The 17,219-nt window shown below is 62.2% G+C and carries 12 protein-coding genes and 2 tRNA genes; 8 read left to right on the top strand and 6 right to left on the bottom strand.

Translation table 11 applies throughout. The features are described from left to right. Window positions 1-5: 5 nt before the first annotated feature. The 3 genes from ED21_RS11210 to ED21_RS11200 all read right to left on the bottom strand — a co-directional run bounded on the left by ED21_RS11210 (window position 6) and on the right by ED21_RS11200 (window position 1,711). Entirely contained in the window at window positions 6-1,439 is a 1,434-nt protein-coding gene (locus ED21_RS11210) for a TolC family protein (protein WP_198005851.1), read from the bottom strand. A gap of 96 nt (window positions 1,440-1,535) precedes the next feature. Beyond that, window positions 1,536-1,611, bottom strand: a tRNA-Thr gene (locus tag ED21_RS11205). A 26-nt stretch (window positions 1,612-1,637) separates the two neighbouring features. Further along, window positions 1,638-1,711 (bottom strand) — tRNA-Cys (locus ED21_RS11200). A 113-nt stretch (window positions 1,712-1,824) separates the two neighbouring features. On the opposite strand from ED21_RS11200, the gene ED21_RS11195 reads away from it, so the two are divergent. Next, window positions 1,825-2,604 carry an acyl-CoA thioesterase II gene (locus ED21_RS11195; RefSeq protein WP_006834019.1) on the top strand — a complete coding sequence of 260 codons (780 nt, stop codon included), beginning with the start codon at window positions 1,825-1,827 and terminating at the stop codon, window positions 2,602-2,604. Between the two features lie 112 nt (window positions 2,605-2,716). Here ED21_RS11195 and ED21_RS14785 read toward each other — a convergent pair whose 3' ends face one another. Beyond that, on the bottom strand, window positions 2,717-3,358 hold the full coding sequence (locus tag ED21_RS14785; RefSeq protein ID WP_006834018.1) for a hypothetical protein: 642 nt from the start codon (window positions 3,356-3,358) through the stop codon (window positions 2,717-2,719). A gap of 583 nt (window positions 3,359-3,941) precedes the next feature. On the opposite strand from ED21_RS14785, the gene ED21_RS11185 reads away from it, so the two are divergent. The 3 genes from ED21_RS11185 to ED21_RS11175 all read left to right on the top strand — a co-directional run bounded on the left by ED21_RS11185 (window position 3,942) and on the right by ED21_RS11175 (window position 10,703). Further along, window positions 3,942-5,624, top strand: coding sequence for a BCCT family transporter (locus ED21_RS11185; RefSeq protein ID WP_006834016.1), 1,683 nt, complete (start codon window positions 3,942-3,944; stop codon window positions 5,622-5,624). Between the two features lie 375 nt (window positions 5,625-5,999). Beyond that, complete coding sequence (locus ED21_RS11180) at window positions 6,000-8,654, top strand: TonB-dependent receptor (RefSeq protein ID WP_006834015.1); 2,655 nt, start codon at window positions 6,000-6,002, stop codon at window positions 8,652-8,654. An 84-nt stretch (window positions 8,655-8,738) separates the two neighbouring features. Continuing rightward, the gene (locus ED21_RS11175; RefSeq protein WP_006834014.1) at window positions 8,739-10,703 is read left to right on the top strand and encodes a tetratricopeptide repeat-containing sulfotransferase family protein; all 1,965 of its coding nucleotides are present in this window, start codon (window positions 8,739-8,741) and stop codon (window positions 10,701-10,703) included. A gap of 453 nt (window positions 10,704-11,156) precedes the next feature. Here ED21_RS11175 and ED21_RS11165 read toward each other — a convergent pair whose 3' ends face one another. Then, entirely contained in the window at window positions 11,157-11,957 is an 801-nt protein-coding gene (locus ED21_RS11165; RefSeq protein ID WP_233995740.1) for a crotonase/enoyl-CoA hydratase family protein, read from the bottom strand. 11 nt (window positions 11,958-11,968) lie between these two features. Further along, window positions 11,969-13,153 carry an LL-diaminopimelate aminotransferase gene (locus ED21_RS11160; protein WP_006834011.1) on the bottom strand — a complete coding sequence of 395 codons (1,185 nt, stop codon included), beginning with the start codon at window positions 13,151-13,153 and terminating at the stop codon, window positions 11,969-11,971. Between the two features lie 134 nt (window positions 13,154-13,287). Between ED21_RS11160 and ED21_RS11155 the strand changes: the two genes are divergently transcribed. The 4 genes from ED21_RS11155 (at window position 13,288) to ED21_RS11140 (ending at window position 17,156) form a co-directional block, all read left to right on the top strand. After that, window positions 13,288-15,168 (top strand): alpha/beta hydrolase, encoded by a 1,881-nt coding sequence (locus tag ED21_RS11155; protein ID WP_006834010.1) that lies wholly within the window; start codon window positions 13,288-13,290, stop codon window positions 15,166-15,168. Window positions 15,169-15,290: 122 nt separating this feature from the next. After that, window positions 15,291-16,094 carry a phasin family protein gene (locus tag ED21_RS11150; protein WP_006834009.1) on the top strand — a complete coding sequence of 268 codons (804 nt, stop codon included), beginning with the start codon at window positions 15,291-15,293 and terminating at the stop codon, window positions 16,092-16,094. 185 nt (window positions 16,095-16,279) lie between these two features. After that, complete coding sequence (gene clpS, locus ED21_RS11145) at window positions 16,280-16,645, top strand: ATP-dependent Clp protease adapter ClpS (RefSeq protein ID WP_006834008.1); 366 nt, start codon at window positions 16,280-16,282, stop codon at window positions 16,643-16,645. 37 nt (window positions 16,646-16,682) lie between these two features. After that, window positions 16,683-17,156: a DUF427 domain-containing protein gene (locus tag ED21_RS11140; RefSeq protein WP_006834007.1), complete on the top strand. Its 474-nt coding sequence runs from the start codon at window positions 16,683-16,685 to the stop codon at window positions 17,154-17,156. Window positions 17,157-17,219: the final 63 nt, after the last annotated feature.

Here is a 17,219-nt window from a genome sequence, read left to right as displayed (position 1 = left end):
ATCGCTCACAGCGGCACCTCTTCTTCCTCGATTTCGAGCACGTCGAGCAGCCGCCCGGTGCGCAGGAGTAGCACATAGCGTGCCTGGTCTAGTTCGGTCAGCGCGCGGATATAGGCGCTTGCGGCACTAAGATAGGCGTTTTGCGCATCGGCCACGTCGAACAGCGATCCGCGCAACGCGCCGAAGCGTGTCACAACGATGTCTCGCGACTGGCGGGCAGCCTTGTAGGCTTCTTCCAGCGCGGCGACCTGGTCCTCAATTGCCTGGACGTCGGACCAGGCGATCTCGGCATCACGCCGGGCCTCCTCGCGGATGCTGTCGGCTTCGGCATCGGCCGCTTCGGCTTCGGCATCGGCAGCACGGGCGCGCGACCAGACGCCACCACCCAGGATGCGCCAGTTGAGGTTAAGTGTGGCGCGCGTGTCGAAATCGTTGCGATCCCGCTCGAGGATACCATAGCGGCCATGGTCGGCCCGGGCGCTCAACTCGGGGAACTTGCCCGCCTCGGCCGCCTTGGCCTCCTGTTTGCGCGCATCGGCAACCGCTTCTGCCCGCAGGACGGCAGGGACGTTCTCGGCGGCAAAAACCGCATACTCCCTCGTGTAGCGCAAGTCGGTCAACAGGGGCGGCCTCAACAGGCGATCCGGCGGCGCAAAGCCGCTCAGCTGTTCGAAGCGCGCCTCGGCGCTGGCGAGCTGGCGCCTGGCCTGCGCAAGCTGGACGAGCCCTTGCGAACGGAGACTCTCGACGCGCACCCGATCGCCTTCGGCCGACACGCCGCGATCGATCCGGATCTCGACCGCCTCGTCGAGCCCGTCCTGCGCCGCGACGAAACCCTCGATCAGTCTTACGAGCGCCTGGTATCCGAAAACCTGGGTCCAGGTAATGACCATGTCGCCGGCCACTTCACCGGTGCGGGCCTGGCGTTCGTAGCCCGCCGCCCTCAGCAAGGCGGCCGCCGAACGCACTTGCCCATCGGTCCGACCGAAATCTACGAGCGGCTGGGCGACCGAGAAGGTGAAATCTACCCGCTCTCTCGGGCGCGACCGTTCGACAAGATTGAAAGGATCGTCGGAGAAATTGCGCTCGAGCGTCTTGAAAGCCGAGACGCCGACGTCGATTGCCGGGAGGTATCCGCTGCGCGCCTCGTTTACCCGCGCTCTGGCCGCCGTTTCCCTGGCGCGGGCGGCCCGGTCGACCGGGCTTTCCTCAAGCGCGGCGAGCACGATGGTGCGGAAGGTATCGGGATCGGCCTTGGCTTCCGACAGAGCCAGCACGGGATCCCCGCGAAAGTCGATCGCAAGGGGGCGGTTTTCAGGGGTCGGAAGGCTGGGGGCATCGGCCGCCTGGATCGCCGTTTCCTGCGCGCGCGCTGCTCTGCCATCGATCAGCATCGACGTGGCAAGCGCAAGCGCGCAGCAAAGGGCTGTATCCCGCATGTCCGTCCAATAATCCCCGTGTTGCCCGAGGCTCTTACCAGCCTCTTTACCACAAGGCATTAACAAAACCAGCAGAACGCGAAGAATTCGGGAAGGTGGTGCCGCTTAGGTGACTCGAACACCTGACCCCATCATTACGAATGATGTGCTCTACCAACTGAGCTAAAGCGGCACATTCTCTTTTGCGAACAAGAGAAGTGGAGGCCCGAGCCGGAATCGAACCGGCGTGCAAGGATTTGCAGTCCTCTGCGTAACCACTCCGCCATCGGGCCTCGCCCGGCCTCTCGACACGGGAAGCGGCCCACTAGCGATTCTGCAGGCGCATTGCAATCGCCTTACGTAACGTCAGTCTGGACGAAGCGAAAAAGCCGCGCGATGAGGGGGCATGAGCATTGCCAGCCTGACCGATCCGATCACGCCTGACGGCGGGAATACCCGCTTCGAAAATCTCGATCACTGGATGCAGGGCCGCACGCTCTATGGCGGCGCTTCGGCGCTCATCGCCTACACGGCCGCCTTGCGCGCCTTTCCCGACCTGCCCCCCTTGCGCGCAGGCCAAGTCGCCTTCGTGGCGCCGACCGGGCCCGAGGTTGAGCTGCGGCGCGAGATCGTGCGGCAGGGGCGCAATGTCGCGCAGGTGCGCAGCGAGATCTGGTGCGAGGGGAAATGCACGCTGACCGCCTTTTGGCTGTTCGGCACCCAGCGCGAAGCCAACGCGCAGCATCCCGCCGCCCAAATCGCCGACTGGCCCGGCCCGCCCGAAGATGCCCCGGTGACCATGACCGACAAGGGCCCCGCCTTCATCCAGAACAATTTCGAGCTGCGCAAAGCGCAGGACATCAGCGGCCCGGGCGAGCCTGTCGTGCGCCGCTGGGCGCGCCTTGCAGACCGCGAAGGCCTCGATCCGGTCAGCGAGCTTATCCTCCTGGGCGACGTGCTGCCGCCGGGCGCCATGCGCGCGATGCAGCGAAAGGGGCCGATCAGCTCGATCAACTGGTCCTTCAACCTCCTCGACACTGCGCCCACCACGCGGGACGGCTGGTGGCTGTCGGAAAACGCCAGCCAGCACGCGGGCGGCGGCTATTCCTCCGAGCGGCTGCGGCTGTGGAACGCGGACGGGCAGCAGGTGCTCGACGGGATGCAGAGCGTAGCGATCTTCGGATGACGAAGGCGACAGGGTGTCAACCGCTACGCGTAGCTCTCAAGCCCTTGAATTACGGTATCAAACCACTCTTTTCCTGCGGGTGACACCCGGCCTACACCCCCGCCCCGAGCCATCACCGATCGCTGGCGGGCTTTTCGACGCTTTCCGCTTCGCGGTCGAGGTCGTCACGGGCGTCGAGCTCGCTGTTGCAATCCTTGTGCCACTGTTCGGGCCCGTGTTCGACCCGGTCGGCAAGCGCAGCTAATTCGTCGATCCCGAAAGCATCGGCAGGATCGTAGTGGCCCCGGGGCTGACGGTTGAAGGTAGCGCGCATTGCGAGCAGTGCCAACGTCAGGCGCTCGTCGTAACGGCGCGACGTACCGACCAGTTCGCCATTGTAATAGTGCGGCACCTCCACCCCGTTGAGCGCACGATCGAGCGCGGCGTCGGCCAGGGCATCGAAGCGCGATACGAAGGCCGCTTCCCAACCCTTGTCGAACGGCGTTCCGCGCAAGCGGGCGCGCAGCTTGTAGGCCGACTGGCGGCTCATTCCCACCGCGCGCGCGGCGGCGGACACATTGTGCGTCGCGGCCAGCTCGCGCAGGAAAGCCGCCTGCCGCGCCCTCGTCCATCCATCGTGGCGCCAGGGATCGCCCTGTGCAGGAGAACTAGTGGGGGCCGTGTGGCCATGCGCGGCATCATGCGTTGCGCGGCCAGGCGCGGCGGCATCGTCGCCGTCCCGCGCGAATTTATCGGAATCCGGATGTCTGGTCATCCGCGAGGTTAAGGCAAATTGCGCGGCTGTAGGAAAGAGGGCGAGGCAGCGAGGCGGAATCAGACGGCGAAGAGACTTGTGATCTGTGGGCTTTCGGGTGGGAAGCGGTCACTGCTTTGCTCCCAAAGCCGACGCGCCGACTGACGGGAACGTAATTACTGCTTCCACCACCAAAACATCGACGTGATGAAGGCACCTCCTTTGCCTGCTCGATACCTGCGGAACGCAATTAACCAAAAAACGGCCACAGCTAAGATAGGTATCGCAAAGACGATATCGGTCATCAGCACCTTTTCCGGAGAAGCAAGTAATGCAGAGCATGGCGTCTCACGTCCATGTCCGCAATCCGGTCGCAAGCGGAATGCCGGGTTTCAGCCAAACCGTGGCAAAGCTGCTAGTCCGCTCCTAAGCGGGTCGCCCCTTTGTCGAACGTCTGTTTATGGGGTGGAAAGCAGCCGCTCCCCTACTGTCGCTTGGAGTCCAGTGGCAACAATCGGTACAAGCCGCACAATTCTTTCGTCACTGAACCGAATTGCGTTGCCCGGATTTGCATCCTGCAGCGGGTTCCCTATGACTGGGAGGCATGTCTTCCGAAAGTGATGCGCCCATTGCCCCGCCTCTGGTGGAGCTTCCGATCAACACACACGACCGCGGTTTCTACGACGGATTCAGCCGGGCGGTGACGATCCCGTCCAAGATCATCGTCTCTCTGCTGATAATGTGGGCGATCTTCTTCCCGGTCAGCGCAAACGAAACGCTCACCGCGGCAAATTCGACGATCATCTCGAGTTTTGCCGGTTGGTATGTCTATCTGGTCGCTGCGCTGGTGACGGTGTGCTTCCTGCTCGCCTTGTGGCCATCGGCGGGCCGTCTGCGGATCGGGGCCGCTGGCGAAGAACCCGAGTTTGGACGCTTCAGCTGGTTTGCCATGCTTTTCGGAGCCGGCATCGGTATCGGGATGCTCACCTATTCCACTGGCGAACCACTGGCTCATTTCGCAAACAACCCAGATATCATTCGCGGGACGATCCAACCCCTCAGCGCCGAAGCCGTCAGGCCGGCTTATACTTACACATTCCTGCACTGGGGTTTTGCGGCATGGGCGACCTATGCGCTTGTCGGCCTGGCGATCGGATATGTCGCCTATCGTCGTGGCCTCCCACTGACAATCCGATCAGGACTTGCACCATTGTTCGGCCTTAGAATGTCGGGGATCTGGGGTCATATCATCGATGTTGTCGCGGTCGTGGCGACCATACTCGGTGTCGCAGTTACGATGGGTTTCGGTGTCGAGCAATTCGTGGCCGGGCTTGCGCGGCTGGGAATGGGCGACTGGTTGCTGGATGCAGACGGATCGTCATCCGCTGCGGCGGTTATTGTCTCGCTCTTCGTCCTCGTAGGCGCATCCACACTCAGCGCATTGTCGGGAGTGGGTCGCGGGATTAAATGGCTATCCAACCTCAATATGGGTCTGTCCTTCGCTTTGCTGGCACTCTTCATGATCGTCGGCTCGGGCCTGCTCGGGGTCGAGCTCCTGGGAAGCGGGCTGTGGGACTACCTACGCACGATCGTGCCGAATTCTCTCACCTTGTTCGACGAGGCCGGACCAAACGGTCCCGAACTGGTTCAATGGCAGCTCGACTGGTCGGTGTTTTACTGGGCCTGGTGGATCGCCTTCGCCCCCTTCGTCGGGATGTTCATCGCACGCATTTCGCGCGGCCGGACCGTCCGTGAATATGTTTTCGGAGTGATCCTAGTGCCCTCGCTCATGTGCTTCGTCTGGATGACGATCGTGGGTGGGACGGCGATTGACCTCGAATTGAGCGGGATCGCTGGCGGCAAGATCGTCGAAGCAGGCATTTCGGATCAACTCTTTGCCACCCTTGCCGTGCTGCTTTCGCCTGACGTGGCGGCAGTCGTGTCCGGCCTCGTGGTGATCCTGCTTATGACCTATTTGGTCACTTCTGCCGACAGCGCGATCCTGATCGTCAATACGATCAACGGCGCGGGCGAGACGAGCGGCCAGCGTCGCCGCCACATCGTGTTCTGGGGAGCCGCGCTGGCATTTGTCGTCGGTTCCATGCTGATCCTGGGCGGGATCGATGCGATCCGGATCACCATGATAATCGGTGCTTTGCCGTTCTCTCTGGTCGTGGCCTTGATGGCGATCTCAATCGTCAAGGCGGTCATCTATGATCTCAGGCGCAAGAAACACGGCGTGCCGACAACTGCGGCGGGGTGTGCGGAGGTCGCCTCGGCAAAGTAGAGTGCCCAAGAGAGGTTAACCAATAGACTCGATGCAATGATGTACAAATAAACTTGTACTTGAAATTACTTCGTTTAATTCTCTTCTCGGTATTCGTATAAAAAGTACCTTATCATGCCATCAAGATTTGATATTTGAAATATCTGCCGCATACTTGAAATAATGAATACACCATTGATTCCTGTTGTCTTATTGCAACATGCCATAATTCATTGGAAAAAACCCAAGGACTCCGGTGGTGAGTCCACAATCCCTCCCTTATTGATTAAGTCGAGCCAGATAATGAATGGGTCTCGCTCGCGAATATTGGCTTTTTCCGCTTGCCGGGTCTGCAGCCGAGAAAAGTTCGATCCACAACGGGGGAAATTTCCAGTCATGAAGAAACTAGCAAGCGGCGCGTCCGTAAGCGCGCTCGCCATCGCAGTCGCATCGCCTGCGCTCGCGCAGGAAACCACGGAAGCACAACCTGAAGCACAGCCGCGCGCAGGCGGCGTCCAGACCATCGTCGTCACCGCGCAGAAGCGCAGCGAAGACCTGCAGGACGTGCCCGTTTCCGTCGCCGCCATCGGCGCCGAGGAACTCGATGAACTCGCAGTCGACACCTTCGAGGATTATCTCGACCAGTTGCCCACAGTCACCGCAGGTGGCAGCGGCCCGGGTCAGAGCACGATCTACATTCGCGGCCTCGCCTCGACCACGCCGAACCTGACGACTGCAGGTGTTGCCGGTCTCGCCCCCAACGTGGCGCTCTATCTCGACGAACAGCCGCTCGCACAGCCGGGTCGTAACCTCGACGTCTATGCCGCCGACATGGAGCGTATCGAAGTTCTCTCGGGCCCGCAGGGCACGCTCTTCGGTGCAAGCTCGCAGGCAGGCGTCGTCCGCCTTATCACCGCCAAGCCCGACCTGTCCGGCTTCGACATGAGCGCCGATGCCGGCCTCTCCTTCACCAAGGGTGGCGAGATGAGCTACAAGGGCGAGGTCATGGTCAACCTGCCGGTGACCAACACGATCGCACTGCGCGGCACTGCCTATTACGACCAGCAGGGCGGCTACATCGACAATATCTTCGGTACGCGCGACCTGAGCGAAAGCGCCCGCTTCCGTCCGGCTGGTACGGTCCGTTCGAACGGCGTTCCGGTGAACGCACTGCGCGGCGGCTTCCAGGCCGGCGCCGACCTGTCGAACGTGACCTTCCTCGAAGCCGACAATGCCGCGCTGGTCGAAGAAGATTTCAACGACACCAGCTATGCCGGTTTCCGCGCCACCGCGCTGTGGGAAGTCACCCCCGACTGGACCGTGACGGTGGCCCACAGCCGCCAGGAAGTCGAAAGCGACGGCGTCTTCTTCGCCGATCCCGAACTCGACGGCCTCGACGATCTGGAAATCCAGCGCTTCGAAGAAGACACGCTGGAAGACGAATTCTCGAACACCGCCTGGACCGTCGAGGGCCGCCTCGGCATGCTCGACTTGGTCTACACCGGCGCGTTCACCGACCGTACGACCGACCAGCGCGTCGATTATACGGACTACCTGTTTGTCGGTCAGTACCTGCCGTACTACATCTGTGACGGCTCGGTGACATACCCCGGCGCAGCGGCCCCCAGTGGCACCTGTCAGGCACCCAACCTCTACGTCACCTCGTTCAGCGAAACGGAAGTCTTCACCAACGAATTCCGTTTCAGCACGCCGGACGACAACTGGATCCGGACCACGGGCGGCGTGTTCTTCTCCGATCTCGAGCTGAAGGAACGCAACGACTTCGCCTATCCTGGCAACGTCATCGCGCAGCCGTTCGGCGCTTTCGCACCGAACTTCCCGCAGGCGGGCTATACCTCGCTCGACGGCCCGTTCCCGGCAGAAACGATCTTCCGGAACGACATCCGCCGGACCGACAAGCAGTTCGGCATCTTCGGTGAAACCAGCATCGAAATCATCCCGGACCTTCTGACCATCACCGGCGGCATCCGTTACTACAACATCCGGGTCGACTTCGAAGGCAGCGCCAACGGCAGCTTCTGCAACAGCGGCGCTGCGCAGGACGCGAACGCGTTCGGCACCGACCTCAACGACCTGTATGACGGCGACGGTTCGTTCACCTTCATCGGTTCGTGCAACTCGGCCCTGCGCCAGACCTTCACGATCGACGACACCTTTGCCGACATTCGCGCAGCCGGTCTCAGCGTTTCGCAGGCTCGCGCGGTATTCAACGCCGTTCGCGCACCGGACGAAGCGAAGGCCGAAGGTGTGATCTACAAGGGTACGCTCACCGTCACTCCGACGCCGGACCTGCTGTTCTACGCGACCTATTCGGAAGGCTTCCGTCCCGGACTGCTCAACCGTCCGGGCGGCGCGACCAACGGCGCCGGCTTCGTAGTTCCCTTCGAACTCGATACCGACGAAGTGAAGAACTACGAATTCGGCTGGAAGACCGAGCTGCTCGACGGCCAAATGCGCTTCAACGGCAGCGCGTTCTACGTCGACATCAGCCGCCTCCAGACGACGATCTTCGACCCGTCGATCACGAACCTCTTCTTCTCGGCAAATGCTGCGAATGCGGAAATCCGTGGTGTGGAAGCAGACTTCACCGTGGCGCCGTATTCGATGCCAGGCCTGACGCTCTCGGGTGCCGTCTCGATACTCGACACCGAGATCACCGAAGTGCTCATCCCGACGAGCGACGTGATCGTGGGTAACGAACTTGCCTTCGCACCTTCGTTCCAGGGCAATTTGCGCGCACGGTACGAATGGTCGCTGACGAATGACTGGGAAGCTTTCATCCAGCCCCAGGTCACCCATTCGGCATCGAAGTTCACCGACGTGATCGAGATCAACAAACTCGAACTCGACAGCTACACCGTGGTCGACCTTTCGGCAGGCGTTAAGGGCGAACAGTGGAGTGTCGAACTGTTCGGCGAGAACCTGTTCGACGAACGCGCACAGATCTCGGGCAACTACGTCAATGACCGTCCGCGTATCGCGACCAACCGTCCGCTGACGGTGGGCCTTCGCGTCGGCTTCGAATACTAGGTCCGGCACCCTTCAAGGGAAATGAGGCGGCGGGAGCGGGCAAAGGCCATCGCTTCCGCCGCTTCCGTTTGTTAGGCGGCAATCATGACCACCCGCGAAGACACTCTCTCGGCAGCGCAAAAGGCCCTGCAGGCTGGCGACTTCGCGCGCGGACGCGAGCTTGCCGGCGACCTGCTGACCGAAGACGGCAAGGACGGCGAAGCGCTGTACATGGCCGCGGTCGCTGCGCGATATCTGAAGCAGTACGACGATGCCGAACGCTATCTTGCCTCGCTTCACGGGGTCATGCCGGAATATGGCCGCGCTTGGCAGGAAGCCGGGCATCTTGCGAAGGCGCGCGGCCAGTCGGCCGAAGCAATCTCCGCCTATGCCAACGCCACCCGCTTCAATCCCGCACTGGAAGCAAGCTGGCGCGCCATGGCCCCGCTTCTTACGGAGACCGGGCGCGTAGCCGAGGCACAGAATGCCATTGCGCAGGCCGACCGGATCGCTGGCCTGCCTAAAGAGCTCGTCGCGGTCACGCACCATTTCCACGAAGGCCGCCTGCTTCGTGCCGAGGAAATCTGCCGCCATTACCTGCGTAGCCATCCGAAGAACGTCGAGGGCATGCGCTTGCTCGCCAAGATCGGCATGCAGCTGGGCGTACTCGAAGATGCGGAGTTCCTGCTCGACAGCGCTGCCGCTTTCGAGCCGCACAACATCCAGGTCCGGCTCGACTATATCGACGCGCTGCGCCGCCGCCAGAAGTTCGAAAGGGCGCGCGAGGAAGCCGAGGCGCTTTACCGGCAGGACCCCGAAAATCCGCTGTTCCAGTCGCACCTAGCAATCGAGAGCATGCAGACGGGCGACTATGACAAGGCGTTCGAACTTTTCGATGCCGTGCTTGCCAGGCTGCCCAACGATCCTGCCACGCTGACCAGCCGCGGCCATGCCTTGAAGACAACCGGCAGGCAGGAGGGTGCGGTCGAGAGTTATCGCGCCGCCTTCGCCGCCAAGTCCGACCACGGCGACGCCTATTACGCGCTCGCCAATCTCAAGACCTACAGCTTCACCGACAGCGAAATCGCCGCGATGCGCGAACAGGTCGCCCGCCCCGGCCTCGCCTTCATGGACCGCGTCCACCTCTCCTTTGCGCTCGGCAAGGCATTCGAGGATCGCGGCGAATATGAAGCGTCATTCGGGCATTTCGAAGAAGGCAATGCACTCAAGCGCGCGCAGACCCGCTACAGCGCCGATGCCATGAGCGAGGAACTGGCGAAACAGGCCGAATTCTGCACGCCGGACCTGTTCGATACGCACGCAGGTTCGGGCCATTCCGCGCCCGACCCGATCTTCATCCTCGGCCTCCCACGCGCAGGCTCGACCCTGCTCGAACAGATCCTTGCCAGCCACAGCCAGGTCGACGGGACGCTGGAACTGCCCAATATCCTTGCGCTGGCGCACCGGCTGCGAGGCCGGAAGGCCGGCCAGTCGCGCTATCCGCTGATTCTCCACGACCTCACCCGCGAACAGCTGTCGCAGTTCGGCGAGAAGTTCATCGAGGACACCCGCGTCCACCGCCGGGGTGCGCCCTTCTTCATCGACAAGATGCCGAACAATTTCCGGCACATCGGCCTCATCCACCTGATCCTGCCCAATGCAAAGATCATCGATGCCCGCCGCGCGCCGATGGACTGCTGTTTCTCCGGCTTCAAACAACTTTTCGCCGAAGGGCAGGAGTTCACTTACGGGCTGGAGGAAGTGGGCCGCTACTATTCCGACTACGTTGCGCTGATGGATCATTGGGACCGCGTGCTGCCGGGCAAGGTCCTGCGTGTGGATCACGAGGACGTGCTCGACGATCTCGAAGGCCAGACCCGCCGCATGCTCGAATATTGCGGCCTGCCCTTCGAGGAAGCCTGCCTCGACTTCCACAAGTCCGACCGCGCAGTACGAACCGCCAGCAGCGAACAGGTTCGACGGCCGATCAACCGCAGCGGGCAGGACGCATGGAAGCCGTTCGAGCCTTGGCTAGACCCTCTCAAGGCAGCTTTGAGCCTGTCCGGATAGCAGGTGATCAGTCCGAACGGTTTCGACACACTTTTTTGACGCTGATGCCTTCCGCGCTGGATGTCCGCTATCGGGTCGTTGGCTGTCCGTCTGCTCCGGCACATCGCTCGTTCAGTGAAACTGTCACGAAAGGGGTGGTTAGCAGATACCCACTACTGTCCGCCTTTCCAGCGCCTCAATATCGAGAGAAGGCCCCAAGCCAGACCGCCACTAATCGCGAAGGCCGCGAAGAGTGCAGCCAAGGACCGCAACTCCAAGGAGCAGCCGCCTCAGATGCATTGGGCGGCGAAGCTTTCGAAAAACCAAACAAAGAGCATCACCGTAGAAGCCAACCAGAATAGGCAAACTAAGATACCCGTCGCTGATGGGCCCGCCTGATCAGAAAATGCCACGAAGGCACGGTAGAGAAAGAGCGAAACGTCCGCAATCGGCTCATCAGCGGAGATAGCCCCCTTACACGTCCGTAAACTTCGGCGCGCGTTTCTGCATTCCGGCCATTACCGCCTCGATCTGGTTCGGCCGCCTCATCACGGCCGCCTGCTCGACGCTTTCGGCCATCAGTACATCGTCGCCCGATTGCTCCAGCATCGCTTCCGACAAGCGCTTGGCGCCACGGATGGCTTCGGGATTGCGGTTGGCGATTTCGCCCGCGATGTCGTTCGCCTTGCCCAGCGGGTCGTCGGAAACAAAGGTGGCGAGGCCGTATTCCTTCGCCTCTTCGCCGGTGAACTCGCGGTTGGTGTAGACCAGTTCGCGCAGGACATCGTCGCGCACATTGCCGCGCCACAGATGGTAGCCGCCCATGTCGGGCACGAGGCCCCATTTCATTTCCATGATCGCCATGCGGGTGGCGGGATGGACCACGCGGATGTCCGCGCCGCTGGCGATCTGGAGGCCGCCGCCGAAGCACACGCCGTGGACCGCCGCGATGACGGGGACCGGGCACTTGCGCCAGGTTATCGCCACTTCCTGGAAGGTGTTGGAATTGCCATGCGTGCGCTCGGTCAGGGGCTTGCGCTCCCCGTCGGGCGCGGCGGTGAAGCTCGATACGTCGAGACCGGCGCAGAAGGCACGCCCCTCGCCCGCCAAGACAACCGCGCGCAGCCCTTTCATGTCGCGCAGGGTCTCGCCCGCCTCGATGATCGCTTCGAATTGCGCCGGGTCGAGCGCGTTCATCTTGTCGGAGCGGTTGAAGCGGACCTGCGCGACGCCGTTGTCGGCAAGATCGATCGTGACGCGGTTTTCGGTGCTCATATTCTCTCCGATCATCGCCCGTAATCGGCGAGGAATTTCTTGATGTTGCGCGCCGCCTGCCGGATGCGCTGTTCGTTCTCTACCATGGCGATGCGGACATAGCCCTCGCCTTCCTCGCCGAAGCCGACGCCGGCGGCGACCGCCACTTCGGCCTCCTGCAACAGGCGCTTGGAAAACTCGAGGCTGCCCATGTTCTCGAAACCCGGCGGGAGCCTGGCCCAGGTGAACATGCTGGCGGGCGGGTTCGGGATGGCCCAGCCGGCGCGGGTAAAGCTTTCGACCATCACGTCGCGGCGGTGCTGGTAACGCGCACGGTTCTGCTCGACCACTTCCTGCGGCCCGTTGAGCGCGGCGCAGGCGGCGGCCTGGACGGGAGTGAAGGCGCCATAGTCGAGATAGCTCTTCACACGCGTCAGCGCGGCGATCAGCTTCTGGTTGCCGACGCAAAAGCCGATCCGCCAGCCGGCCATGGAGAAAGTCTTGGACATGGAGGTGAATTCCACCGCGATTTCGATGGCCCCCGGAACCTCGAGGATCGAACGCGTCGGCTTGCCGTCGTAATAGAGCTCGGAATAGGCGAGGTCGGACAGGACCCACACCTCGTTGCGCTTCGCCCAGGCGACCAGCCGCTCGTAAAAATCGAGATCGACCGTCTCGGCAGTCGGATTGCTCGGATAGTTGACCACCAGCACGGTGGGGCGCGGCACGGTGTAGGCCATGGCGTTGTCGAGCGCGCGCCAGTAATTCTCGTCCGGCGTGGTGGGCACGCTGCGGATCGTGGCGCCGGCGATCATGAAGCCATAGGTGTGGATCGGATAGGCCGGGCTCGGCGCGAGGATGACGTCGCCCGGCGCGCTGATGGCGGTGGCCATGGAGGACAGCCCCTCCTTCGACCCCATGGTCACGACGACTTCGCGTTCGGGATCGAGCTCTACCCCGAAGCGGCGCTGGTAATAATTCGACTGGGCGCGGCGCAGGCCGGGAATGCCCTTGGACTGCGAATAGCCGTGCGCATCGGGCTTGGCCGCGACCTCGCACAGCTTGTCAATCACGTGCTGCGGCGGGGGCTGGTCCGGGTTGCCCATGCCGAGGTCGATGATGTCGCGCCCCGCCTGCCGGGCCGCATGCCGCATCGCGTTGACCTCTGCGATCACATAGGGAGGCATGCGTTTGATACGGTAGAATTCGTCGGACATTTAGGCTCCGTGGCGCGTTGTTCTGTCACACTGATTACCTATTCGCGTCCCAAGCGCAAAGATGCTCGCTATTGCACCTGCACGAATTATCTTGGAGGGCCGCGAAGAGCCGCTTGTCAGACCAGAGGATAGAGATGACCGAGACGCCCGACCCTTTCACCAACCTGTACGAACATCCTGCCAAGCTGATGCGCGCCATATTCGCGCCGATGACGGGCGGGATGGACCCGCAGATGATGATGGGCGAGGCGTCGATGAAGCCGGAGGACGCACAAGCCTGGGCGGAAACGGGTGCGCAATTGCAGGCGCTCTGGGCGCAGTACCAGGCCGAGCAGATGAGCAATCCGCAGGCGCTGGTCCCCTATTTCGACCCGGCGCGCTGGATGGCGCTCGCCACCGACTGGTACAGGCAGATGCCGATCGCGCAGGCCGAACAGCAAAAGGCGCTGTGGGACGAAGGCATGGAGCTTTGGAACACGGTGCTCGGCCAGTACGGCCTTGGCCCCAGGGCCGCCGATGGCGTGGACGGCGAAGTCGAACTGCCGCGCAAGGACCGCCGCTTCGCCGACGAGAAATGGCGCGCGCACCCCGCGTTCGCGCTGATTCACCAGACCTATCTCTTCCTCGCCGAGCGGGTCGAGCAGATGGCCGACAGCATGGAGGGCCTGAACCCGCAGCAGCGCGAACAGCTCAAGTTCACCACCAAGGCGATCACCGAAGCGGCGAGCCCGGCCAATTTCCCGCTTCTCAACCCCGTTGTAATGGAACGCACGCTCGAGACCAAGGGGCAGAACCTGGTCAAGGGCATGGAGCATTTGCTCGCCGATATGCGGCGCGGGCAGTTGAGTCATACCGACGCAAGTGCCTTCACGCTGGGCGAGAACATCGCCACCACGCCGGGCAAGGTCGTCCACGAGACGCCGCTCTACCAGCTGATCCAGTACACGCCGACCACCGACAAGGTCATGGCGACCCCGCTGGTCATCTTCCCGCCGTGGATCAACCGGTTCTACATCCTCGATCTCAACGAGAAGAAGAGTTTCGTGAAGTGGGCGGTGGATCAGGGCGTCACCGTCTTCATGGTCAGCTGGAAATCGGCCGATGCCAGCATGAAGGACGTGATCTGGGACGATTACGTCCGCGCGCAGATCGACGCCATCGACCATATCCGCGCCCGGCTTGATGTGCCAAGCGTCCACGCGATCGGCTATTGCGTCGCCGGAACGACGCTGGCCGCCACCCTCGCCCTGCTCCATCGCCGCGGCGAAGAGGACAAGGTCAAATCGGCCACCTTCTTCACAGCGCAGGTCGATTTCGAGAAGGCGGGCGAACTGCTCAACTTCATCGACGACAGCCAGCTGGGCACGATCAAGGCGCTCTCGCCGGACGGCTATCTCGACGGACGCTACATGGCGGCGACCTTCAACCTGCTGCGCGGGACAGATCTGATCTGGAACTACGTCGTCAACAATTACCTGCTGGGTGAAGATTACCCCGCTTTCGACCTGCTGCACTGGAACGGCGACGTCACCAATCTGCCCGCCAAGTGGCACCAGCAGTACCTGAGCGACCTTTATCGCGACAACCGTCTGGTCGAGGCCGACGCGCTGAGCGTCGACGACACGCCCATCGACCTCGGCACGGTCAAGACGCCGACTTATGTGCAGGCGGGCAAAGAAGACCATATTGCGCCGGCCGAAAGCGTCTGGCGCCTGAAGGAACACTTCACCGGCCCGATCAAGTTCGTGCTGGCCGGCTCGGGGCACATCGCCGGTGTGGTCAATCCGCCGTCCTCGGGGAAGTACCAGTACTGGACCAACGAGGGCGAGTCCCGCAACCTCGCGGAATTCCGCGAAGGCGCCGAAGAGCACCCCGGCAGCTGGTGGCCCGACTGGATCGGCTGGCTGCGCGAGCAGGACGGCGCAACCGTCGCCGCCACGGGCAAGCGCAACCCCGGCGGAAAAGGCGATAAGGTGGTCGAAGACGCGCCGGGGCGCTATGTCGCTACACGCTGATATGCGACCTAACCCGCTGTAAACACGTCTCGTCACGGCATATTGTGCACTGCACAAAAACGCTTGACTTCGCAGCTGCAATGCCTATTTTGTGCGGTGCAACATAAAGCGAGGTTATTCCCATGGCCGAGAGCCAGACCAAAATCGATGCTGCTGCCGAGAAGGCCTATGCCGCGGCTGCCGAAAAGAAGACTGCCGAGGTTAGCGCCGAGGCTGTCGAGAAGGCAGTCGAAGCGGACAGCCCGGCGCCAGTGAAGACCGACAAGGTCGCGAAGGCCGTTGCAGCTCCCGCGAAGAAGGCCCCTTCCGAGAAGGCTCCGGTGAAGAAGAAGCCGGCCGCAAAGAAGGCAGCTCCCAAGAAAACCGTGGCGAAGAATGCCGCTCCGAAGAAGGTTGCCGCCAAGAAGGCCGCTCCTGCGAAGAAGCCGGCTACCACGACCTCCGCTACCCCGATTGCCAAATTGAAGGACACCATCATGGCCACTGCCAATAACGCTAAGACCACCGACTACACCGCTAAGGCGAAGGAAATGGCTGCCGAAGCGCAGACCCGCGCCAAGGCTGCTTACGACAAGGGTGCTGAAATGACCCAGGGCGTCGTCGAATTCCAGAAGGGCAACTTCGAAGCGCTCGTCGAAAGCGGCAAGATCCTTGCCGGCGGCATGCAGGACATGGGCCGCACCTATGTCGAAGAAGCCAAGTCGGCTGCCGAAACCGTCCAGGGCGACGTCAAGAAGTTCGCTGCCGTGAAGTCGCCGACCGAGCTGTTCCAGCTGCAGGGCGAAATCGCACGTCGCAACTTCGACGCCATGGTCTCGACCACCTCGAAGAACACCGAAGCCATGCTCAAGCTTGCCAACGAAGCCTTCGCTCCGCTGTCCAGCCGCATGAGCCTCGCTGCCGAAAAGGTCCGCAAGGCCGCCTAAGCAATTACGATCTTCAACCCGCCGGGCATCTCTCTCCTCTCTCCCTTGCCCGGTAGTTGGAAACGGCGGGTCGGATGGCACCATGTGTCATCCGGCCCGTTTGCTTGTGCAGCGGATACTCGTGGCAGCGAACATGGTTTAGCCACTTGCGATTCCGCAAAGCCTTACGATATTGGCGCGCTGACATGACCCATCCCTTCCGCCTCCACACGATCCGCGCCGCCGAGAACGGCGATGACGATAGGCGCGAAGGCGACGGCCAGGTCGCCATCGCCACCAAAACCCGCGCCAAGCCCAAGAAGCCCAGCCAGTACAAGGTGCTGCTGCTGAACGACGATTACACTCCGATGGAATTCGTGGTGATCGTGCTGAAGCGCTTCTTCCGCATGGATATGGAAGAGGCGACCCGCGTGATGCTGCACGTCCACCAGAAGGGCGTCGGCGTCTGCGGCATCTTCCCCTATGAAGTCGCCGAGACCAAGGTGAACCAGGTGATGGACTTCGCGCGCCAGAACCAGCATCCGCTCCAGTGCACGCTGGAAAAGGCCTGAAACGATAGCCTTCTTCGGCCATCCCGAGCCCGATGCGGTGGGCGAAGGACAGGAAAGCGTCTGGGACTACCCTCGCCCCGCCATTGCCGTAGCCACCGACCGGCATATCGTAATCCGCCATCGCGGCGTGACGCTGGCCGATACGCGCGGAGCCTGGCGCACGCTCGAAACCAGCCATCCGCCGACCTACTACCTGCCGCCAGAGGACATCGCGACCGGGCATCTCCGGCCAAACCAGCAGCGTTCGCTGTGCGAATGGAAGGGACAGGCGCGTTATGGGGATGTGATTATCGGTGACGAGCGGATCGAAGCCGCTGCCTGGAGCTATGCCGCCCCCACCGACGCTTTTGCGCCCATCGCCGGATTTCTCGCCTTCTATCCCGAGCCGTTCGACGAATGTCTTGTCGACGGCGAACAGGTAACGCCGCAACCGGGCGGCTTCTACGGCGGATGGATCACCAGCCGCGAGGCCGGGCCTTTCAAGGGCATTCCCGGCAGCCGGTTCTGGTAGGGCATGACGCGCGCCGATTTTGCCGCTAGGGCCTTGCCCCAAGTGACCCAATAGCCGGAACCC

This window comes from Erythrobacter sp. SD-21, from assembly GCF_000181515.1.
Classification (GTDB): domain Bacteria; phylum Pseudomonadota; class Alphaproteobacteria; order Sphingomonadales; family Sphingomonadaceae; genus Qipengyuania.
This window is presented reverse-complemented; position numbering and strand designations above follow the sequence as displayed.

What these genes read in the sequence shown, in the direction of transcription:
- ED21_RS11210 (WP_198005851.1), bottom strand. Translation starts at nt 1,439, where the DNA reads ATGCGGGATACAGCCCTTTGCTGCGCGCTTGCGCTTGCCACGTCGATG.
- ED21_RS11195 (WP_006834019.1), top strand. Translation starts at nt 1,825, where the DNA reads ATGAGCATTGCCAGCCTGACCGATCCGATCACGCCTGACGGCGGGAAT.
- ED21_RS14785 (WP_006834018.1), bottom strand. Translation starts at nt 3,358, where the DNA reads ATGACCAGACATCCGGATTCCGATAAATTCGCGCGGGACGGCGACGAT.
- ED21_RS11185 (WP_006834016.1), top strand. Translation starts at nt 3,942, where the DNA reads ATGTCTTCCGAAAGTGATGCGCCCATTGCCCCGCCTCTGGTGGAGCTT.
- ED21_RS11180 (WP_006834015.1), top strand. Translation starts at nt 6,000, where the DNA reads ATGAAGAAACTAGCAAGCGGCGCGTCCGTAAGCGCGCTCGCCATCGCA.
- ED21_RS11175 (WP_006834014.1), top strand. Translation starts at nt 8,739, where the DNA reads ATGACCACCCGCGAAGACACTCTCTCGGCAGCGCAAAAGGCCCTGCAG.
- ED21_RS11165 (WP_233995740.1), bottom strand. Translation starts at nt 11,957, where the DNA reads ATGAGCACCGAAAACCGCGTCACGATCGATCTTGCCGACAACGGCGTC.
- ED21_RS11160 (WP_006834011.1), bottom strand. Translation starts at nt 13,153, where the DNA reads ATGTCCGACGAATTCTACCGTATCAAACGCATGCCTCCCTATGTGATC.
- ED21_RS11155 (WP_006834010.1), top strand. Translation starts at nt 13,288, where the DNA reads ATGACCGAGACGCCCGACCCTTTCACCAACCTGTACGAACATCCTGCC.
- ED21_RS11150 (WP_006834009.1), top strand. Translation starts at nt 15,291, where the DNA reads ATGGCCGAGAGCCAGACCAAAATCGATGCTGCTGCCGAGAAGGCCTAT.
- clpS (WP_006834008.1), top strand. Translation starts at nt 16,280, where the DNA reads ATGACCCATCCCTTCCGCCTCCACACGATCCGCGCCGCCGAGAACGGC.